The organism is Streptosporangium sp. NPDC005286 (assembly GCF_040607515.1).
Taxonomy (GTDB): Bacteria; Actinomycetota; Actinomycetes; order Streptosporangiales; family Streptosporangiaceae; genus Streptosporangium.
The window spans coordinates 1-18,041 of record NZ_JBEXGU010000187.1; the positions used below are offsets into that span (position 1 = coordinate 1).

The following is an 18,041-nucleotide window of genomic DNA, read 5'->3' on the forward strand; positions in this document are numbered from 1 at the left end:
GCTGGGGCCGCTGGCGATCGTCTCCAGGCAGCCGGTCGCCCCGCAGGGGCAGAGCTCACCGTTCCGGTCCACGGAGATGTGCCCGATGTGCCCGGCGTTTCCTGTCGGTCCCAGGTACGGCACCCCGCCGAGAACCAGCCCGCCGCCCACGCCGGTGGAGACCACGATGCCCAGCAGTGCCCGGGAGCGCGAGCCGTGCCCGCCCCGCCACCACTCCCCCAGCGCCATGCACTGCGCGTCTCCGGCGAGCGCGACGGGGAGGCCGGGAAGGAGCTCGCTCACCGTGCCGACCAGCGGGAAGTCACGCCAGGAGGGGATGTTCACCGGGCTGACCGTGCCGGCGACGGCGTCAAGGGGACCCGCGGAGCCGATGCCGACCCCGCTCAGGCCCCCCGTGCCGGTACCGCCGCCGGTGCCCGCGCCGACGTCGCGGACCAGCAAGGCCAGCGTCGCGGCGGGGTCGTGGCCGACCGGCAGTTCCACCCTGCGGACCATGGTGCCGTCCGGCCTGACCAGCGCGGCGGCGAACTTGGTGCCGCCGATGTCGATCGCGAGGGCGGTCACCGGCCGCCCCCGCGGGCACGCCGGTGCGCGGGGGGACGGCAGGTGGCCACCGGGAGCGCCACGTGGCTGTGCAAGGGGATCCTCCGGTGATCAATGGAACAAAGAGTATGTTCCCCCGGCGACCGGGCAAACAGGCTGAAGGTATGACGATGCTGACAACGTTGTCAACGATGCGCGGGGAGTATGGGGCACCGGTCCAGCACGCTGGCCGGACAGCTTGCGAAAACTGTCCGATTCCAGGAGTAGATACGGTTAGCTCAGGAGTGACGTGAGGAGACTGTGATGACGCACGAACGCGCGGGACAGCCCGCCGAGCCGTCCGATCTGGTCGATGTGGCGCGCCTGGTGACGTCCTACTACGCGCTACACCCCGATCCGGGCGAGGTCGGCCAGCGGGTGGCGTTCGGGACGTCGGGACACCGGGGCTCCTCGCTGAACGTCGCGTTCAACGAGGACCACATCCTCGCGACCAGCCAGGCCATCGTGGAGTACCGGGCCGCCCAGGGTGTCGACGGCCCTCTGTTCCTCGGTGCCGACAGCCACGCGCTGTCGGAGCCGGCCCGGGTTTCCGCGTTGGAGGTCTTCGCGGCCAACGGGGTGACGGTCATGATCGACAGCCGGGACGGCTACACCCCGACACCGGCGGTCTCCCACGCGATCCTGGCCCACAACCGGAAACGCGCCGCGGGCCGCGCCGACGGCGTGGTGGTGACCCCCTCGCACAACCCGCCAGGCGACGGCGGCTTCAAGTACAACCCGCCGCACGGCGGCCCGGCGGACACCGACGCCACCACGTGGATCCAGGACCGGGCCAACGCGCTGATCGCCGAAGGCATGAAAGAGGTCAGACGGCTCCCGTACACCAGGGCGCTGGCCGCCGACACGACCGGCCGCTACGACTTCCTCGGCCACTACGTGGATGACCTGCCCTCGGTGCTCGACCTTGACGCCGTCCGGGAGGCGGGGGTGCGCATCGGCGCCGACCCGCTGGGCGGGGCGAGCGTCGCCTACTGGGGGGAGATCGCCGAACGGCACCGGCTGGACCTGACGGTGATCAACCCGCAGACCGATCCGACGTGGCGGTTCATGACACTGGACTGGGACGGCAAGATCCGGATGGACTGCTCGTCGCCGTACGCGATGGCCTCGCTCATCGCCAGTCGCGACGCCTTCGACGTCTCCACCGGCAACGACGCCGACGCCGACCGGCACGGCATCGTCACCCCCGACGCCGGTCTGATGAACCCCAACCACTACCTCGCCGTGGCCATCTCCTATCTCTACTCCCACCGGCCCGGCTGGCCCGCGGACGCGGGAGTCGGCAAGACGCTGGTGAGCAGCCGGATGATCGACCTGGTGGCCGCCGAGGAGGGCAGGCGACTGGTGGAGGTCCCCGTCGGGTTCAAGTGGTTCGTCCCGGGCCTGCTGGACGGCTCGCTGGGCTTCGGCGGCGAGGAGAGCGCCGGAGCGTCGTTCCTGCGGCGCGACGGCGAGGTGTGGACCACCGACAAGGACGGCCTGATCCTGGCGCTGCTCGCCTCGGAGATCATCGCGACCACCGGCCGTTCGCCGAGCGAGCACTACGCCGACCTGGTGGCCAGGTTCGGCGACCCCGCCTACGCCCGCGTCGACGCCCCCGCGACCCGGCAGGAGAAGGCGGTGCTCGCCAGGCTCTCGGCCGAGCAGGTCACCGCCGACACCCTCGCCGGGGAGGCGATCACGCAGGTGCTCACCTCCGCCCCCGGCAACGGCGCCGCCATCGGCGGGCTCAAGGTCTCCACCGAGAACGCCTGGTTCGCCGCCCGCCCCTCGGGCACCGAGGACGTGTACAAGATCTACGCCGAATCCTTCAGGGGAACCGAGCACCTGGCACAGGTCCAGCGGGAGGCACGCGACCTGGTCTCGGCGTCCCTGAGCGGATGATGACGAGGTGAACACGTACCGGGCGGCCGGGTCGCGGGTGTGCCCCGTGAACCCGTCGTAGACCGTCGGCTGCCCGGCCCGCTCCTTCGCGTGGTCCTTCTGATCGTCCCTCCTAAGGTCCCCGCCCGCGGGGACCTCTGTCGCGGGGACCTTTGTCGCGCGGCCCCGCGCCCAGCCGCCAGCAGCGCAGCGCCACCCAGCACCCGGACCCGACGCCGATCAGCGCGGCCAGCACGTACACCACTTTGATGGCCGCGTCCGAGATGTAGCCGTTGCCTGCGACGAGGACGGCCATGAGCAGCGCGGCCAGCAGCCCCACACCCGCGCCTCCCACGATGCCGAGCAGCCCCGCTCCCAGCGCGCGCGACAGGCGGCCCCTGCGACGGGGCACCGGCACCATGACGGTCATGATCCGGCCCACGACGAGGGCGGGGTCGTCGTCGATCCCGCCGGCGACGAGTTGGACGGTCACCCCGCCCCGCTCGGGTTCGCTCAGGCAGATCCACTGGCGGTCGTCAATGAAGACGGTGGCCCCGCCCGCGCCGGGAACGATCAGCCACAGGAACGGCGTGCCCTCGGGAAACGCCCTGACGCCGTGGCGGGCCGTCGGGGCGTGCAGGTCGAGCGCGGCGCCAAGGGCTCGCAGCGCCACCTCCTGGCCGGATTTACCCACGGTGGCCTCCCTCCCCCATCCCTTCGTAGCGCACGCCGGCCGCCTGCTCCAAGGGCCCCGGCGGGCAGCGTTCAGGCGGAGCTCACACGGGGGACCTACCAAGGGAACGGGCCCCGGCGGGGGAACCGTCCACGACGGAGAGACCGGCGAAGCCGCGCCTGCCACGAACCCCGGCAGCGCGGCGGCGGCGAACCTCACGCTCCATCACACTCGGGGGCCTGCCCTCAGGCAGGGGCAACGAACACTATGAGGCAATGTCGTTCACGAAAGAACAGGCCATTTCTCCGCAAAGGGCGGCGAGGGCGCGGGGAGAGAGACCCCGTTCCGCGCTAGGGGGTCTCCGGGAAGGTGCGGGGATCCGCCCGGTCCGTGACCCGTTTGATCTCGAAGAACGCCTCCTCGGTGGCGAGCACCTTGAACGCGTCCCAGAGCCGCCCGGCCCGCTCACCGACCGGGATCTCACTGATGACGGGGCCGAACTGCCCGGCGTGCCCGTTCACCGAGATGGTCGGGACGCCGATCAGCGACTGGTTCCGCTTCCCGGCCGGCACCAGGGCGTGCGAGGCGTGGATCGCGTCGTCCCAGCTGGGATCGGTTCTCGCGGCGAGAAGCCCGGCGGGCAACCCGGCGTCGGCCAGCGCGGCGGCGATCACCGGTGCCAGCCCCTCCATCGCGGCCCGCCAGTCGGTGAGGCCGCCGGCGGCGACGGCCTCGCGGGACCGCCGGAACAGGCCGTCCGCGCCGTGGTAGCGGGTGCCGAGCGCGGTGTATAGGTCACCGACGGCGACGTTCCCCGCCGCCTCGCGTGCCGCGGCGAACACCCGGATGGTGCCCCGGCCGAGTTCGACGATCTCGCGGTACTCCTCGGACATCTCCCGTTTCTCGTTGAGCACCGCCAGGCTCATCTCCCGCCAGTTGACCGTGATGGGACGCACCTTGCCCACCTCCACGATCCAGCGGGAGGTGATCCAGGCCCAAGGGCAGCCGGGATCGAACCAGAAGTCGACCAGATCCTCGCTCACGGCGATCCTCTTTCCTCGGAAGTCCTCATTCCAGGATGGGACCTCAACCGCGATGGAGGTCAAGGGCGGGCCGGGGATCACTGGAGCGCGTGGAGAGCATGGCCGCGTCAGGAGACCCGGCCATTCGAGCCCGCCCCGGTCGTGTGCCACCCTTCTCTCACGGGACCTTCGAACACGGCGTCGTCACGAACGGCTGATCGAATCCGACAGCTCCCGCACACCGGCGAGGCATACCCGGCAGCGCGGATCTCGATCAAGAGAATGACAAAAAGCTACTTTCAGGGCAGCCGCTATGAAGGAAAGTGTCATTAATGTGTAACCTGCTCTGGGACGCCCCCCGCCGCCGACCTGTCCGAAGACGCCTCCCTCGACCGAGAAGGTGACCTCATGCCCCACCGCAGCCCCGACCTGGCCCGGCTGGCCATGACCGTCCTCCAGCCGGGTTTCGACGGCACCGAGCCTCCCGGCTGGCTGCGCCGCGCGCTCGGCGAGGAAGGTCTCGGCGGGACGGTGCTGTTCGCCAGGAACCTCACCGGCCCCGCCCACACGGCCGATCTCGTCGCCCGGCTGCGCGCGGAGAATCCCGCCGTGGTGGTCGCGGTGGACGAGGAGGGCGGGTCGGTCACCCGCCTGCAGGCCGCGAGGGGCAGTTCGTGGCCGGGTAACCGGGCGCTGGGGGTAGGCGACGACGTCGAACAGACCCGGCTGGTCGCCCAGGAGATCGGCCGTCTCCTCATCGCGGCGGACATCACCCTCGACTACGCCCCGGTGGCCGACGTCAACGCCAACCCCGCCAACCCGGTGATCGGCGTCCGCTCCTTCGGCCCGGACCCGGAACTGGTCTCCAGGCACACCGCGGCCTGGATCCTGGGTCTTCAGGGCGCCGGGGTCGCCGCCTGCGCCAAGCACTTCCCCGGTCACGGCGACACCCACACCGACTCCCACCATGCCCTGCCGACCGTGCACGCCTCCACAGAGCTTCTCGCCGAACGCGACCTGCCGCCCTTCCGCGCCGCGGTGGCAGCCGGAGTACGGGCCATCATGTGCGGCCACCTGCTGGTCCCCGCCCTCGATCCGGACAACCCCGCGACGCTGAGCCGGCGGATCATGACCGGGCTGCTCCGCGAGGAGATGGGATTCGACGGCATGATCGTCACCGACGCCGTCGAGATGCGCGCCGTCGCGGCCCTCCACCCGCCGGGGGAGATCGCGGTCCGCGCCCTGCTGGCAGGGGCCGACGCGATCTGCGCGGGCATCTCCTCCCCCGGCGGCGAGAACATCCACGAGCTGCGCGACGCCATCGTGGACGCCGTACGGGAGGGCAGGCTCCCCGAGGAGCGGCTGGCCGAAGCGGCCTCGCGCGTGCTGGCCCTGTCCCGCTGGTACGCCGCGAGCGGCGCCGTGGAGGCCCGAGCGGCCCAGAGCGCCGCGCGGGCGCGGGACGGGGATGGCCCGGGAGACGAGGAGCTCGGCCTGAGGACGGCCCTCGCGGCCATGCGCGTGGTCGGCACCCCGCCGGCGCTCTCCGGACCACCGCTGGTCGTCGACATCGCTCCTCGGCTGAGCCAGGCGGTCGAGCCGGGTACGCCCACCGGCCTCATCGGCGCCTTCGCCGAGCTGGTGCCGGACACCACCGGGCACGTCGTCACCGCGGACAGGCCCGAGCTACCCGAACTGTCCGGCCCCGGCGGCGAGGGGCGCCCGCTGGTCCTGGTGGTACACGACGCCTGGCGCCACCCCTGGGTCAGGGACCTGCTGGCACGGGCCGTCACGCTGCGCCCCGACGCCATCGTGGTCGAGACCGGAGTGCCCGGCGAGCCCACCGGAGCCGTGTACGTGACCACCAACGGCATCTCCCGGGCCTCGGCCCGCGCCGTCGCCCACTGGCTGACCACTGACCCGGAAGGCGCTCATTGACCTCCTCCCCACAGCCGAGAGCGGGAGATCCCACCTCTCACCGGCAGCCGGCCGGGTCCCACCTCTCCCCCACCGGCGTCCCACCTCTCCGCCGGCCCGACGGCGAGAGCACCACGCGGCGTGCTTCGGTAGCTTGGTTATCGCCACCCCCGAACACCCCACAGAACCATGCGGCACCGCGCCACCTTCCCTCCCCAGAACCAGAACTCGGGGTCTCCACGCTCAAGGAGATTTGATGAACGTCCTCGACGGCCCCACCCCCGTGAACCTGGTGGCCACGGTGAGGGCCGTCCTGCCCTCGCTCACCCCCGCGGCCCAGGCCATCGCCCGCCTCATACTCGACGATCCCGGCATGGTGGCCCGCAGCACCATCACCGAGTTCAGCGCGGTCTCCGGGACGAGCGAGGCCACGATCGTGCGCACCGCCAGGGCCCTGGGCTTCGCCGGATACTCCCAGCTGCGCTTCGCGCTGGCCGCCGCGGTGGCCAGGGACCAGCCCGAGCGGCTGGTGCCCGGCGACCTCGGCCCCGACGACCCGCTGACCGACGTGATCGCGAAGGTGGCCAGGGCCGAGGCGGAGGCGCTGGCCGACACCGCGGCGCAGCTCAACCCCGACCGGCTGGGCGCGGTGGTCGAGGCACTGATCGCCGCACGCAAGATCGACGTCTACGGAGTGGGCGCCTCCGGGCTCGTGGCGGCCGACATGGCGCAGAAACTGATGCGGATCGGCCTGCCCGCTCACGCCTTCACCGACGCGCACCTGGCGCTGACCAGCGCGGCGCTGGTACGGGCGGACGACGTCGCGGTGGTGGTCAGCTGCACCGGCGAGACCCCCGACGTGCTCGCGCCGCTGCGCGTCGCGCAGCGGGCGGGTGCGACCACGGTGGCCATCACCAACAACCCGCGCTCCTCCCTGGCCGAGCTCACCGACCACGTCCTGGTCTCGGCCGGCAGGGAGACGGTCTTCCGCCCGGGGGCGCTGGCCAGCCGGATCAGCCAGCTCCTGATCGTCGACTGCATCTTCGTCGGCATCGCGCAGCGCACCTTCGAGACCTCGGACGCCGCACTGCGGGCCACCAGGGACGCCATCGACGGGTTCAGAGCCGACCACCGCCGCCGAAGCAGGTAGCACGCCGGGCCGGAGAGCCCGAACACGGTCGTGCCGATCGACGCGCTCACCGGCGAGATCACACGACGCCCCGCATCGGCCCGCCTCGGAAGCCGCCGTCACCTGCACCGCGAACCCTCGTGGCCGCGATCGCGGACACGGCGCGGGTTCAGGACAGGCGCAGGGCCTCGGCGGCGACGGCGTGGCGCAGGTCGCGGATACCCGCGCGACCGCGCACCGGATGGACGTTGTTGGTCAGCAGGACGACGGCGAGGGCGCGTCCGGGGTCGACGACGAGTGAGGTTCCGGTGAAGCCGGAGTGGCCGTAGGCGCCGGTGAGCGGGCCGACGATCGCGGGGTCGCCGATGCGCACGCCCAGGCCGTGACGGAAGTCCGCGCCCTCGACGCCGTGGTCGCGGGTGATCTCGGCGACCGTGGCGGGGCGCAGGACCGGCACGCCCCCGGTGCGCAGCGTCTCGGCGAAACGCAGGAGATCACCGGCGGTGGAGAAGATCCCGGCGTGCCCGGCGACCCCGCCCAGGCCGTGCGCGGTCTCGTCGTGGACCTCGCCGCGCACGCACCCCGGCCCCGGGCGTTCCGGCTTGTGCTCGGTGGCGACGGCCCTGGGCAGCAGGACCGCGGCCGGACGGTAGCCGGTGTCGGACAGGCCCAGCGGGCCGGTGACCCGGGCGCGGGTGAGCTCGTCCAGGGGCGCCCGCCCGGCGATCTCCGCCACCCGGCCCGCCGTGATCAGCCCGACGTCGGAGTAGAGGTAACGCCCGCCCGCGGGGCCGATCGGCGGTGTCGAGAGGATCCGCTCCATACGCCTGGCGTGGACCTCGGGGCCGTCTCCGGGAATCTCCTCGTGAGCCCTGCGGCTCGGCGGCAGGCCCGCCGTGTGGGTGAGCAGATGCCGCAGGGTGGTCTCGGGAGTGCCGCCGTAACAGGCGGGCAGCCAGGCGGCGACGGGTTCGTCCAGGCCGAGGCGGCCCTCCTCGACCAGCGACAGGATGACGGCGGTCGTGAAGAGCTTGGTGACCGAGGCGAGATCGAAGATCGAGTCGTGCCCGGCGGGCGGCCGGTCGGCGGCGAGTTCCTCCGAGGCCGACGAGTAGCGTACGGTCTCCCCCACGGCCGCGGCGGCCACTGTGACGCCGCCGACGGCGATCGCGGCCACCGCCGCCGAGCAGACGCGCGGCACCGCCGCCCCCAGGATCTCGGCCAGCCTCTCCCCTTCATCGGGAAAGTCCGCCGGAGGCTCAGACACCCCGGGTCCGCCCCGCCGCCTCCAACCGGTCGCCGTGCCGTGGATCTCGGCCAGCCTGCCCCCTTCATCGGGAGGGTCCGCCGGAGGCTCAGGCACCCCGGCTCCGCCCCGCCGCCTCCAGCGCCGCCTCCAACTGGTCGCCGTGCCGCTCCAGCAGGACCCGCGCGCCGTCGGCGTCGAGGCCGTGCTCGATCATCAGCACCGCGACCTTCACGTGCCACTCGGCCGCCTCCAGCGCGGAGCGGGAGACCGGCAGGGCGGCCCCGGTGATGTCGCTGACCATCCGGGCCGCGCGGTCGGCCAGCTTGGAGTTCATCGCCGACACTTCGATCATGGTGTTGCCGTAGGTACGGCCCAGCCTGACCATCGCGATCGTGGAGATCATGTTGAGGACCAGTTTCTGCGCGGTCCCCGCCTTGAGCCTGGTGGAGCCGGTCACCACCTCCGCGCCGACGACCACCTCGATGGGGTGCAGCGCGGCCGCCGACAGCGGGGTCGCCACGTTGCACGACAGCCCCACGGTCAGCGCGCCGCGGCGGCTCGCCTCGGCGAGCGCACCGAGCACGAAGGGCGCGCGGCCGCTGGCGGAGATGCCCACCACCGAGTCGAGCGCGCCCACCCCCCTCTCGGCGATGGCGGCCGCTCCCCCCTGCTGGTCGTCCTCGGCGCCCTCGACGGAACGGGTCAGCGCGGGGGAACCGCCCGCGATGACCCCCTGCACGAGTTCGGGATCGGTGCCGAAGGTCGGCGGGCACTCGGAGGCGTCCAGCACGGCCAGCCGGCCCGACGTCCCCGCGCCCACGTAGAACAGGCGGCCACCGGCCTTCATCCGGGCGACGACCGCGTCGATCGCGGCCGAGATCTCCGGGATCGACGCGGCCACCGCCGCGGGCACCGTGCTGTCCGCGGCGTTCATCAACCGGGCCACCTGCTCGGTCGAGAGCAGGTCGATCCGGTTGTAGCGAGGATCGCTCTGTTCGGTGGAAAGCGCGGAAAGCGGATCACTCATGGCGTCCAATGTCATTGAAGTTCCTGTCTCGCTACCGTCAAGTAAATGATCTTCTGACAATGCGGGCGTTGTAGGCGTATGTCGGGCTGGGGCGGGACCCATCGGGCCGCACCGGCAGGCTGGGGCCGTCACCGCAGACCACGGCGGTAAAGCCAGAAGACCCGCTCGGCGTGCGCACCGACCGCCCGGGCGTAGAAGTGCAGCGGCCCCACCCAGCCGATCTGGGCACTCGACATGCCCGCGGCCCGCTGCTCGGCGAGGCAGCGGCGCAGGAGCACACGGCCGACGCCCAGACCCCGCGCGGCCGGCGTGGTGCCCATCGGACCGAACCAGGTGGGCCTGGCCCCCCACGCCGCGAAGCCGAGGAGCTTCCCCTCCCCGACGGCGTAGTGGCAGCCGACGGCCTGCTCCGCCTCCCACGCCCAGTTGCCGTTCCACTGCTCCCCGACGAAGGCCGACACCGCGGCGCGGTCCCCGGGGGCGGCGGCGTGCACGGTGACCCCCAGGTCCGCCAGCCGCGCGAGGTCGGCCTCGACGGACAGGTCGCCGGTGAGGTCGACGGTCATGTTCCAGGCGACGTTGTAGCGCTCGTAGCCGAGGCTCTCGGCCAGGCAGGCCGCCTCGGTGTAGCGCACGTCGATGCCGGGCCAGGCGTAGGCGGGCGGGTTGCCCGCGAGGCGGACCTCGGTCGCCCCCTGGCCGCGCAGCCAGTCCTCGGCCGCGGCGACCAGCGCCCGGCCGAGCCCCGCCCCCCGGGCCTCGGGACGCACGGCGAGCAGGTCGACGTGGCCCGCGTACGGATCGCGCACCGACATGGAGACGAACACCACGCCGTCGAGGCCGCGCGTCACCAGCGCCGTCCAGCGCCGGCACTCGGGCGGCTCGGCGAGCCGGGCGACCAGGCTCGCCGCCTCCCCGGTGTCCAGGGTGAGCGCGGACCCGGCGATCCCGGCGAGCGCCGCCGCGTCGGCCGCGGCGGCCTCACGAATCCCGGGCACCCCGTGCGTCCCGCGACCGTTCCCCGGCGGGTTCACGACCGGCCGATCGGCATGGCGACGACGTTGCGGGGGGTGGGGTGGAAGCAGGCGTGCTCCTGGGGCGTGTCCCCACCGTGACCGAGCACCGGCTGCTCGGACTCGCAACGACCGGTGCTGAACGGGCAGCGCCGGGCGAACAGGCAGCCCGCGTCGTGGCGGCTCTCGTCGAGCGTCCCTGCCGGCGTCACCCGCTGCTCACCCGGCCGCTCCAGGCCGTGCAGCACCGGGATGGCCGACAGCAGCGACTGGGTGTACGGGTGCACCGGGTCGGAGATGATCGTCTCGACATGGCCGCGCTCGACGACCTGCCCCCGGTAGATGACGTACAGCTCGCCGTCGTCGCCGATGTAGCGGGCGGTCGCCACGTCGTGGGTGATGAAGAGCACGCTCACCCCGAGGTTCTCGCGCAGGTCCTTGAGCAGGGCGAGGATGCCGAGCCGCAGCGACACGTCGATCATGGAGACGGCCTCGTCGGCGACGAGCATCTCGGGGTCGACGGTGAGTGCCCGGGCGATGACGACCCGCTGGCGCATGCCGCCGGAGAGCTGGTGGGGGTAGCGGGGCAGCACGTAGCCGGGGTCGAGACCGACCAGTTCCAGCAGTTCCCTGGCGCGCCCGTCCGCCCATGACCGCGAACGGCCGGTCTGCCCCGCCCGCAGCGACAGCGGCGCGTCCAGCGTCTGGTGCACGGTACGGGTCGGGTTGAGCGCCGAGTACGGGTCCTGGTGGATGAGCTGGATGCGGCGGAAGTACGGCTCACGCTGCCGCGGGCGCAGCGACGACATGGGCGTGCCGTCGATGGTGATCTCCCCGGAGTCGTGACTCTCCAGCCCGGCGATGATCCGTCCGAGCGTCGTCTTGCCGCAGCCGGACTCTCCGATGAACGACGCCGCCCCGCCCTTCGGGATGGCGAAGTCGACGCCGCGCAGCGCCTTCACCTCCCGTCCGGCGAGCGCGCTTCCTCGTTGCCTGAAGGTCTTCGTGATGTGCTGCCCCGTGATCACGCCTTCTCCTCCCTGGTCTCCGCGTCGCGGGCGGCGACGGCGTGGCAGGCCACGATCCACTCGCCGTACGGGACGGCGGGCGGCTCCTCGGTCTCACAGACGTCCATGCGCAGGTCGCAGCGTTCCCTGAAGACGCATCCCCGTGAGGGAACGGTCCCAAGCGTCGGCGGGCGGCCGGGCAGCGCCCTGGCCTCCCCGAGGTCGCCGACCAGGCGGGGGATGGCCCGGACCAGGCCCTGGGTGTAGGGGTGGCGAGGCGCGCCGAGCACCTCGGTGGTCGGCCCCTGCTCCACCACCCGTCCGCCGTACATGATGACCAGCCGGTCCGCGACCTCGGCCACCACGCCGAGGTCGTGGGTGATGACGAGCGTGGTGAGCCCGCGCTCCTGGTGGACCTCCCTGACGATCCGCAGGATCGTGGCCTGAGTGATCATGTCGAGTGCGGTGGTGGGCTCGTCCAGCACGACGAGATGGGCGTTGAGGACCAGCGCGAACATGATGCCGACCCGCTGGCGCATCCCTCCCGACAGCTCGTGCTGGTGGGAGTCGAGCACGCGCGCGCCGTCCATGCCCATCCGGCCGAGCAGGTCCTTGGCGTCCCTGACCAGCCCGCGCAGGTCCCGGATCTCGTGCGAGCGCCCCAGGTCGAGCAGTTGCTTGCCGACGGTCTTGAGCGGGTTGAGGGAGTTCTGGGCGGCCTGGAAGACGTATCCGATGTGCCGGCCTCTCGCCCTGCGCAGGTCCTCGCCCCGCAACCGGGTGACGTCGCCGAGACCGTCGATCTCCACGCTGCCCGACCTGATCCTGCCGGGCGGCTGGACCGCGTTGAGCAGCGACAGCGCCAGGGTGGACTTGCCGGACCCGGACTCGCCGACCACCCCGGTGATCGTCCCGGGCGGTAGATCCAGGTCGATCCCGGACACGGCGGGCAACTCTCCCGCCGCCGTCCGGTAGACGACGGACAGGTCCCTGACCCGCACTCCCGGCGGCCCGCTCCTTTCCGCGTCGCGGGTGCCCGCGGCACCGCGGGTGTTCCGGGCGGCCTCGGTGCTTCGGACGCCCACGGCCGCGGACAGCCGCTCGCCCAGTGTCATGGACACCTTCTCAGCAGGTACGAACATCGGTCACTCCTCCCGCAGCCGGGGGTTGAAGATCTCGTCCATGGCGTCGACGACGAGGACGATGCCCAGGGTGAGCAGCAGGATCGCCAGCAGCGGCGCCAGCATGTACGGCAGCGCGGCGGTCGTCGTCAGCGCGCCGCCGCCGAACACGGCGAGGTTGAGCATGACGCCCCAGTTGTTGGCGTCGAACGGCAGGACGCCCAGGAAGAACAGGCCCACCTGCGCGTACACCGCGCCGGTCACCGCGATGAGCGTGTTCATCGCGATGAAGGGGGCCATGCTGGGCAGCAGTTCCCTGCCGACGATGTGCCTGGTGGACAGGCCAAGTCCCCTGGCCGCCTCGACGAAGCCGCGCTCGCGCAGCGAGAGGGTCTGCGCCCGTACGGCGCGCGCCACCCCGCCCCAGCCGAGGAGTCCGAGCACCAGGCCCATCTCGATCGCGCCGGTGAACTTCCAGATCGTCGACAGCACCAGCAGCAGCGGGAGACCGGGGATGGTCAGCTTCATGTCGGTGATCCGCATGAGCACGCTGTCCCAGCGCCCCCGCCTGAACCCGGCGAACAGCCCGACCGCGGTGCCCAGGGCGACCGTGATGACGGCGGTGACCAGGGCGGTCAGCAGGACGTACCGGGCCCCGGTGATCACCAGGGCGAGCACGTCCGTACCCTCGAAGTCGGTCCCGAAGGGGTGCGCCCAGCTGGGCGCGGCGTAGAGCGCGTTGTCGTCGCGCGGCAGCCGCTCGGGGTAGAGCAGTGGCCCGAAGACACCCATGAACGTGAACACGCCCAGGATGACCACGCCCACCAGCCGGCTGGGCTTGCGCCGCAGGACCCGCCAGACGCCGCGCCGGAAGTTGCGCCGCAGCGTCGCGCGGGTGCCGCCCCTGGTGATGACCGGCGCGGTCATGCGATCTCTCCCGCCGGCCGGCCGCCCTGGACGCGGTGTCCGTCGGCTGTCGTGATTCGCCGGTTCATGAAGCCTCCTGTCCGGAACGGACCCGTGGGTCGATCGCGGTGTAGAGCATGTCGGCCACGATGTTGGCGATGACGATCGCCACGGTGATCAGCAGGAAGGCCCCGCCCATCAGCGTGTAGTCGCGGTCGGTGATGCTGTTGAGCAGCAGCAGACCCAGCCCCGGGTAGGTGAAGATCCGCTCGATGAAGATCGCGCCGCCGAACAGCAGGCCCAGCGAGAGCGCCAGGGTGGTGAAGAGCGGCAGGATGGCGTTGCGCGCCACGTAGCGGAAGATGAAGCCTCGCTTCAGGCCGCGCAGCTCGGCGGCCAGGATGAAGTCGTCGCCGAGCACGGTGACCACGCTCGACTTCATCGCCAGGATCCAGCCTCCGTAGCCGGCCAGCGCGTAGGTCAGGACCGGCATCGTGGCGTACTGGATCAGCGAGCCGATGTAGGCGGCGTTGAGGCCCGGCTCAAGCGTGACGTCCGCCGTGCCGCCCGCGGGGAAGATCGGCAGGAGGGTCGTGAAGACCGCGCTCAGCAGCAGCGCGAGGACGTACTGCGGCAGGCCGTGCATGAGCGAGCCGGAGACGGCCAGGACGTCGCCCAGCTTGCTGGACCGCTTGATCGCCGCGTAGACACCCATGATGATGCCGACCGCGAAGCTGAGCAGGGTGCCGACGAGGACCGGCAGGATCGTCCAGGCGGCCGCCGAGGCGAGCAGGCTGGTGACCTCCGCGCCGGGGACGCTCGCCGACTGGCCGAGGTCGAGGTGGAGCAGTCCCTTCATGTAGTCGGCGTACTGCTCCCACATCGTGCCCTTCGGCATGAAGCCGTACAGCACCGCAGTGGCACGCTCGGCCTGGTCGGGCGACATGCCCTGCTCGACCAGCTTCTCGTAGCGGGCCTGCATGGGGTCGCCGGGGATGTTCCTGATGATCACGAAGCTGATCGTGGTGACCACCAGGATCATGACGAGCCCTCGGGCGAGATGGCCCGCGAGGCGGCGTGCGATGACCGTCATATGTGGCTACTTCCTCTCGAGCATGCCGAGTTGGAGCCAGACGCCTGCGGTGAGGCGCAGCGTGTCGCTGTCCTGACCGGGGAATCCGCTGAAACGCGTGGTGTTGACGACCTGCGTGTTGACGTAGTCCCACAGCTGGATCACCGGAAGGTCCTGGTTGGCGGCCCTGGCCAGGGTTGAGATGATCTTCTTCTGCTCCGCCTCGGGCGCGGAGTTCAGCCTGACCGCGAGCTCGCCGGGGTTGATCATGCCCTCGCCGTTGACGTCGAGGGTCTCGGCACCGCCCATCCAGTTGCCCTTCGTGCCGGGGGCGACGTGCGTGAGCCTGCCGCCGAAAAGCTGCCAGCCGTTCTGGGCCCCGTACAGGCGCTGGTAGATGTTGTACGGGGCGGGCCCGAGCGCCACCAGCCAGAAGCCGAGGTCGTACTTGCCGGCCGCCATCTCCTCCAGGTAGAGCGGGTAGTCGGCGGTGGTGACGACCTCGGCGTCGATCCCGGCGTCGTTGAGCTGGCTGGTGACCGCCTTGGCCCCGGCCAGCCAGTCGGAGAAGGACGCGGGCACGTTGATGGTCATCTTCCAGGGGCTGCCGTCCGGCATCGTCCACCTGCCGCCGACCTTCTTCATGCCCGCGGCCCGCAGCTCCCGCTCGGCCCTGGCGGGATCGTGCCGGTACGGCTCCAGGGCGGCGACACCGTCGCCCAGCCATGCCTTCGCGGCCTCCTGGTGCATGCCCGAGGTGGCGACAGAGGCGATGCCGCCCTCCGGGGAGGCGACCTTGGTGACCTGCTCGCGGTCGATCAGGTAGGCCAGCGCCCGGCGGACGTGCACGTTGTCGTAGGGCTTCCTGGACTGGTTGAACGCCAGCGCCTCGCTGACCGGCGAGTACCCCCTGACCACGGCGTTGCCCGGGGTCTGGGTGATGCGCTTCATCACAGCGGCCGGGACCGCGGTGAACGGCGCGCTGTCCAGCCTGCCGGAGACCAGGTAGTTCCAGACCTGCTCGTTGCCGGTGTAGTTGAGGATGCGCACCTGGTCGGCGGCGACGTTGGCCGCGTTGTGGAAGTACTTGTTCTTGACCAGCAGCGCCTCACCCGGATTGACGCGTTTCAGGACGAACGGCCCGGCGGAGACGTCCTTGGGCGGGGAGAAGGTCATGACCTTCTCCGCGAGGCTGGTGATCCCGGCCCGTGCCACCTCGGCCCCGGGGGCGTCGCTCTGCGCGACCTTCAGCTTCTGCCAGAAGTCGGCGGGCAGCACGCCGCCCCAGACGTGCTTGGGGACGATGACGGTCTCCATGACGCTGCGGACGAAGGTGGAGCTCGGGTTCTTCGTCTTCTGGGCGATCCTGATCGTCCTGTCGTCCAGAATCTTGATGTCGGAGGCCGCCCCGGCCGCGGAGGGGTCGAGGGCGTAGGCGGTTCCGCCCTGGGTGTAGGCCAAGCCGATGGAGAACTTCACGTCCTCGGCGGTGATCGGCCTGCCGTCGGACCACCTGCCGTCCGGCTGGAGTTCGATGGTGATCGAGGACTGGTCCGGGGCGATCTGCCAGCTCTTCGCGACGCCCGGGTAGAACTGGTTCGGGTCGGTCAGATGGTTCTTGGTCCACCCGAGCCACTCGGCGTTGTACCCGCGGAAGGCGTTGCCCTTGGGGTTGTACGGGTTGATCGGCGCGTTCGCGTCGATGCCCGGCTTGAGCGCGTCGATCGTGGTGAAGACGGCGCTCCCCACGGAGGCGGAGCTGTCGGCGCCGCCCGCGCCGCCGCAGGCCGCGGTGACGGCCGCGAGGCAGAGGGAGGCCGCTACCGCTACTAGTCGCTTCATGAACGCTCCGTGGGGTGTTCTCCGAGGTCAGGGCATCTATGTGGGGGTACCAGGTGTTGTCCGGACCTTACGTTCACCTTGACGGTTGCGTCAATAAACTCCACTTCTGTGGAACATTTTGTAGCTTTCCTTCATTCCCCGTTTACCCTTCCACGGCGCCGCCCCCCGCGAGCCGGACGATCACTCCTCCGCCGGGGATGCCTGATCCCCCGGCGGAGGAACGAGAACCACGCGGGCCCGAAAGCGCCGAAGGGCCGGTCCCTGGGGCGGCGGGCGGCTGAAAGTTACACCCCCGCCGCAGGCGTCGCAGCAGGTCAGGGCGCTCTCGACGAGCGGCCGGCTTCCCGCTCCCGCCCGGGGCCACCTAGCATCGGGCCCCATCGAGGCAGGAGCGGAAAATGCGACGAAAGACGCGTGGAAGCGACGCGATCCTGGCGGTTCTGACGGCCGCGGTGACCGCGGTCGCGACCCTGGGCCTCCTCCTGGCGGCCACGGCGATGCCCGCGCAGGCGGCGGCCACCAGGATCATGGCACTCGGAGACTCCATCACCGGTTCCCCCGGATGCTGGCGGGCCCTCCTGTGGAACCGGCTCGTGAACGCCGGTCACACCAACATCGACTTCGTCGGCACCCTGCCACCGCAGGGCTGCGGCGTCGCGCACGACGGGGACAACGAGGGGCACGGCGGGGCGCTGGTCACCAACGTCGCCGACCAGAACCAGCTCCCCGGCTGGCTCTCGGCGACCACACCCGACATCGTGATGATGCACTTCGGCACCAACGACGCCTGGAGCAACCGCGCGACCGCCACCATCCTGACCGCGTACGGCAAGCTGGTGGACCAGATGCGGGCGAGCAACCCCAACATGAAGATCCTCGTCGCCCAGATCATCCCGATGAACCCGAGCACGTGCGGTGAGTGCGCGCAGCGGGTCTCCGCGCTCAACGCGGCGATTCCCGGCTGGGCTGCGGGCAAGACCACCGCTCAGTCACCGATAGTCGTGGTCGACCAGTGGACGGGCTTCAGCACCGCGACCGACACCTACGACGGCGTGCACCCCAACGCCTCGGGCGACCAGAAGATGTCGGACCGGTGGTTCCCCGCTCTGGCCGCCCTGCTCGGCTCGGGACCGCCCCCGACGATCACCCCCACCCCGACGCCGACCATCACGCCTCCGCCGAGCGGCGGCTGCACGGCCACCTACCAGACCACCAACCAGTGGCCGGGCGGCTTCCAGGGCGAGGTGACCGTCAAGAACACCGGTGCGGCGGCCATCACCGGCTGGACGGCGAACTGGACGTTCACCGGCCGGCAGATCAGCCAGGCCTGGAACGCGACGGTCACCCAGTCGGGAGCCTCGGTCTCGGCACGGAACGCCGCCTGGAACGGCTCCCTGGCCGCGGGCGCGACCGCGACCTTCGGCTTCATCGCCTCGGGGACGGGCTCCCCGGCTCCCGCGGTGTCCTGCACGACCGGCTGACCGGTCCGATCACCGTACGGCCGGGTTCCGACGCACACATCCGGCCGTACGGCGTCCCGCGCACCCGGGGCCGGCCCCGCGGCGCCGCCCCCCCCCACGGAAGATCACACCACTGA

The 18,041-nt window shown here is 71.4% G+C and carries 15 protein-coding genes; 4 read left to right on the top strand and 11 right to left on the bottom strand.

All coding sequences use genetic code 11. The annotated features are described in order from the left end of the window. Positions 1-564, bottom strand: a 564-nt coding sequence (locus ABZU75_RS39505; protein ID WP_355566248.1) for an ROK family protein, incomplete at its 3' end; no start/stop codon positions are given. 282 nt (positions 565-846) lie between these two features. On the opposite strand from ABZU75_RS39505, the gene pgm reads away from it, so the two are divergent. Next, on the top strand, positions 847-2,487 hold the full coding sequence (gene pgm / locus ABZU75_RS39510; RefSeq protein ID WP_355566251.1) for a phosphoglucomutase (alpha-D-glucose-1,6-bisphosphate-dependent): 1,641 nt from the start codon (positions 847-849) through the stop codon (positions 2,485-2,487). 112 nt (positions 2,488-2,599) lie between these two features. Here the strand turns inward: pgm and ABZU75_RS39515 are convergent, their stop codons facing one another. Next, entirely contained in the window at positions 2,600-3,160 is a 561-nt protein-coding gene (locus ABZU75_RS39515; protein WP_355566254.1) for a hypothetical protein, read from the bottom strand. A 329-nt stretch (positions 3,161-3,489) separates the two neighbouring features. After that, positions 3,490-4,182, bottom strand: coding sequence for a disulfide bond formation protein DsbA (locus ABZU75_RS39520; protein WP_355566257.1), 693 nt, complete (start codon positions 4,180-4,182; stop codon positions 3,490-3,492). 387 nt (positions 4,183-4,569) lie between these two features. On the opposite strand from ABZU75_RS39520, the gene ABZU75_RS39525 reads away from it, so the two are divergent. Beyond that, complete coding sequence (locus tag ABZU75_RS39525) at positions 4,570-6,099, top strand: glycoside hydrolase family 3 N-terminal domain-containing protein (RefSeq protein ID WP_355566260.1); 1,530 nt, start codon at positions 4,570-4,572, stop codon at positions 6,097-6,099. A 235-nt stretch (positions 6,100-6,334) separates the two neighbouring features. Beyond that, the gene (locus ABZU75_RS39530) at positions 6,335-7,228 is read left to right on the top strand and encodes a MurR/RpiR family transcriptional regulator (protein ID WP_343977259.1); all 894 of its coding nucleotides are present in this window, start codon (positions 6,335-6,337) and stop codon (positions 7,226-7,228) included. Positions 7,229-7,376: 148 nt separating this feature from the next. Here the strand turns inward: ABZU75_RS39530 and ABZU75_RS39535 are convergent, their stop codons facing one another. The 8 genes from ABZU75_RS39535 to ABZU75_RS39570 all read right to left on the bottom strand — a co-directional run bounded on the left by ABZU75_RS39535 (position 7,377) and on the right by ABZU75_RS39570 (position 16,444). Beyond that, complete coding sequence (locus tag ABZU75_RS39535) at positions 7,377-8,474, bottom strand: serine hydrolase domain-containing protein (RefSeq protein WP_355566264.1); 1,098 nt, start codon at positions 8,472-8,474, stop codon at positions 7,377-7,379. A gap of 88 nt (positions 8,475-8,562) precedes the next feature. Further along, entirely contained in the window at positions 8,563-9,483 is a 921-nt protein-coding gene (gene murQ / locus ABZU75_RS39540; RefSeq protein WP_350966158.1) for an N-acetylmuramic acid 6-phosphate etherase, read from the bottom strand. Positions 9,484-9,611: 128 nt separating this feature from the next. Beyond that, positions 9,612-10,481 (bottom strand): GNAT family N-acetyltransferase, encoded by an 870-nt coding sequence (locus ABZU75_RS39545; RefSeq protein ID WP_355566268.1) that lies wholly within the window; start codon positions 10,479-10,481, stop codon positions 9,612-9,614. A 32-nt stretch (positions 10,482-10,513) separates the two neighbouring features. Then, positions 10,514-11,524, bottom strand: a complete 1,011-nt coding sequence (locus tag ABZU75_RS39550) for an ABC transporter ATP-binding protein (protein WP_355566271.1) — start codon at positions 11,522-11,524, stop codon at positions 10,514-10,516. Next, entirely contained in the window at positions 11,521-12,645 is a 1,125-nt protein-coding gene (locus tag ABZU75_RS39555; protein WP_355566274.1) for an ABC transporter ATP-binding protein, read from the bottom strand. Before ABZU75_RS39555 ends, ABZU75_RS39550 begins: the two co-directional genes overlap by 4 nt. A gap of 3 nt (positions 12,646-12,648) precedes the next feature. Next, positions 12,649-13,551, bottom strand: a complete 903-nt coding sequence (locus tag ABZU75_RS39560; RefSeq protein WP_355566277.1) for an ABC transporter permease — start codon at positions 13,549-13,551, stop codon at positions 12,649-12,651. 64 nt (positions 13,552-13,615) lie between these two features. Continuing rightward, positions 13,616-14,623, bottom strand: a complete 1,008-nt coding sequence (locus ABZU75_RS39565; RefSeq protein ID WP_355566280.1) for an ABC transporter permease — start codon at positions 14,621-14,623, stop codon at positions 13,616-13,618. A 6-nt stretch (positions 14,624-14,629) separates the two neighbouring features. Further along, positions 14,630-16,444: an ABC transporter substrate-binding protein gene (locus tag ABZU75_RS39570; protein WP_355566283.1), complete on the bottom strand. Its 1,815-nt coding sequence runs from the start codon at positions 16,442-16,444 to the stop codon at positions 14,630-14,632. Between the two features lie 398 nt (positions 16,445-16,842). On the opposite strand from ABZU75_RS39570, the gene ABZU75_RS39575 reads away from it, so the two are divergent. Further along, positions 16,843-17,925, top strand: coding sequence for a cellulose binding domain-containing protein (locus ABZU75_RS39575; protein ID WP_355566286.1), 1,083 nt, complete (start codon positions 16,843-16,845; stop codon positions 17,923-17,925). Positions 17,926-18,041 lie beyond the last annotated feature (116 nt).

Excerpts from the sequence above, each read along its gene's own strand:
- ABZU75_RS39565 (WP_355566280.1), bottom strand. The coding sequence starts at position 14,623 with ATGACGGTCATCGCACGCCGCCTCGCGGGCCATCTCGCCCGAGGGCTC.
- ABZU75_RS39575 (WP_355566286.1), top strand. The coding sequence starts at position 16,843 with ATGCGACGAAAGACGCGTGGAAGCGACGCGATCCTGGCGGTTCTGACG.
- ABZU75_RS39530 (WP_343977259.1), top strand. The coding sequence starts at position 6,335 with ATGAACGTCCTCGACGGCCCCACCCCCGTGAACCTGGTGGCCACGGTG.
- ABZU75_RS39525 (WP_355566260.1), top strand. The coding sequence starts at position 4,570 with ATGCCCCACCGCAGCCCCGACCTGGCCCGGCTGGCCATGACCGTCCTC.
- ABZU75_RS39570 (WP_355566283.1), bottom strand. The coding sequence starts at position 16,444 with ATGAAGCGACTAGTAGCGGTAGCGGCCTCCCTCTGCCTCGCGGCCGTC.
- ABZU75_RS39555 (WP_355566274.1), bottom strand. The coding sequence starts at position 12,645 with ATGTTCGTACCTGCTGAGAAGGTGTCCATGACACTGGGCGAGCGGCTG.
- murQ (WP_350966158.1), bottom strand. The coding sequence starts at position 9,483 with ATGAGTGATCCGCTTTCCGCGCTTTCCACCGAACAGAGCGATCCTCGC.
- ABZU75_RS39560 (WP_355566277.1), bottom strand. The coding sequence starts at position 13,551 with ATGACCGCGCCGGTCATCACCAGGGGCGGCACCCGCGCGACGCTGCGG.
- pgm (WP_355566251.1), top strand. The coding sequence starts at position 847 with ATGACGCACGAACGCGCGGGACAGCCCGCCGAGCCGTCCGATCTGGTC.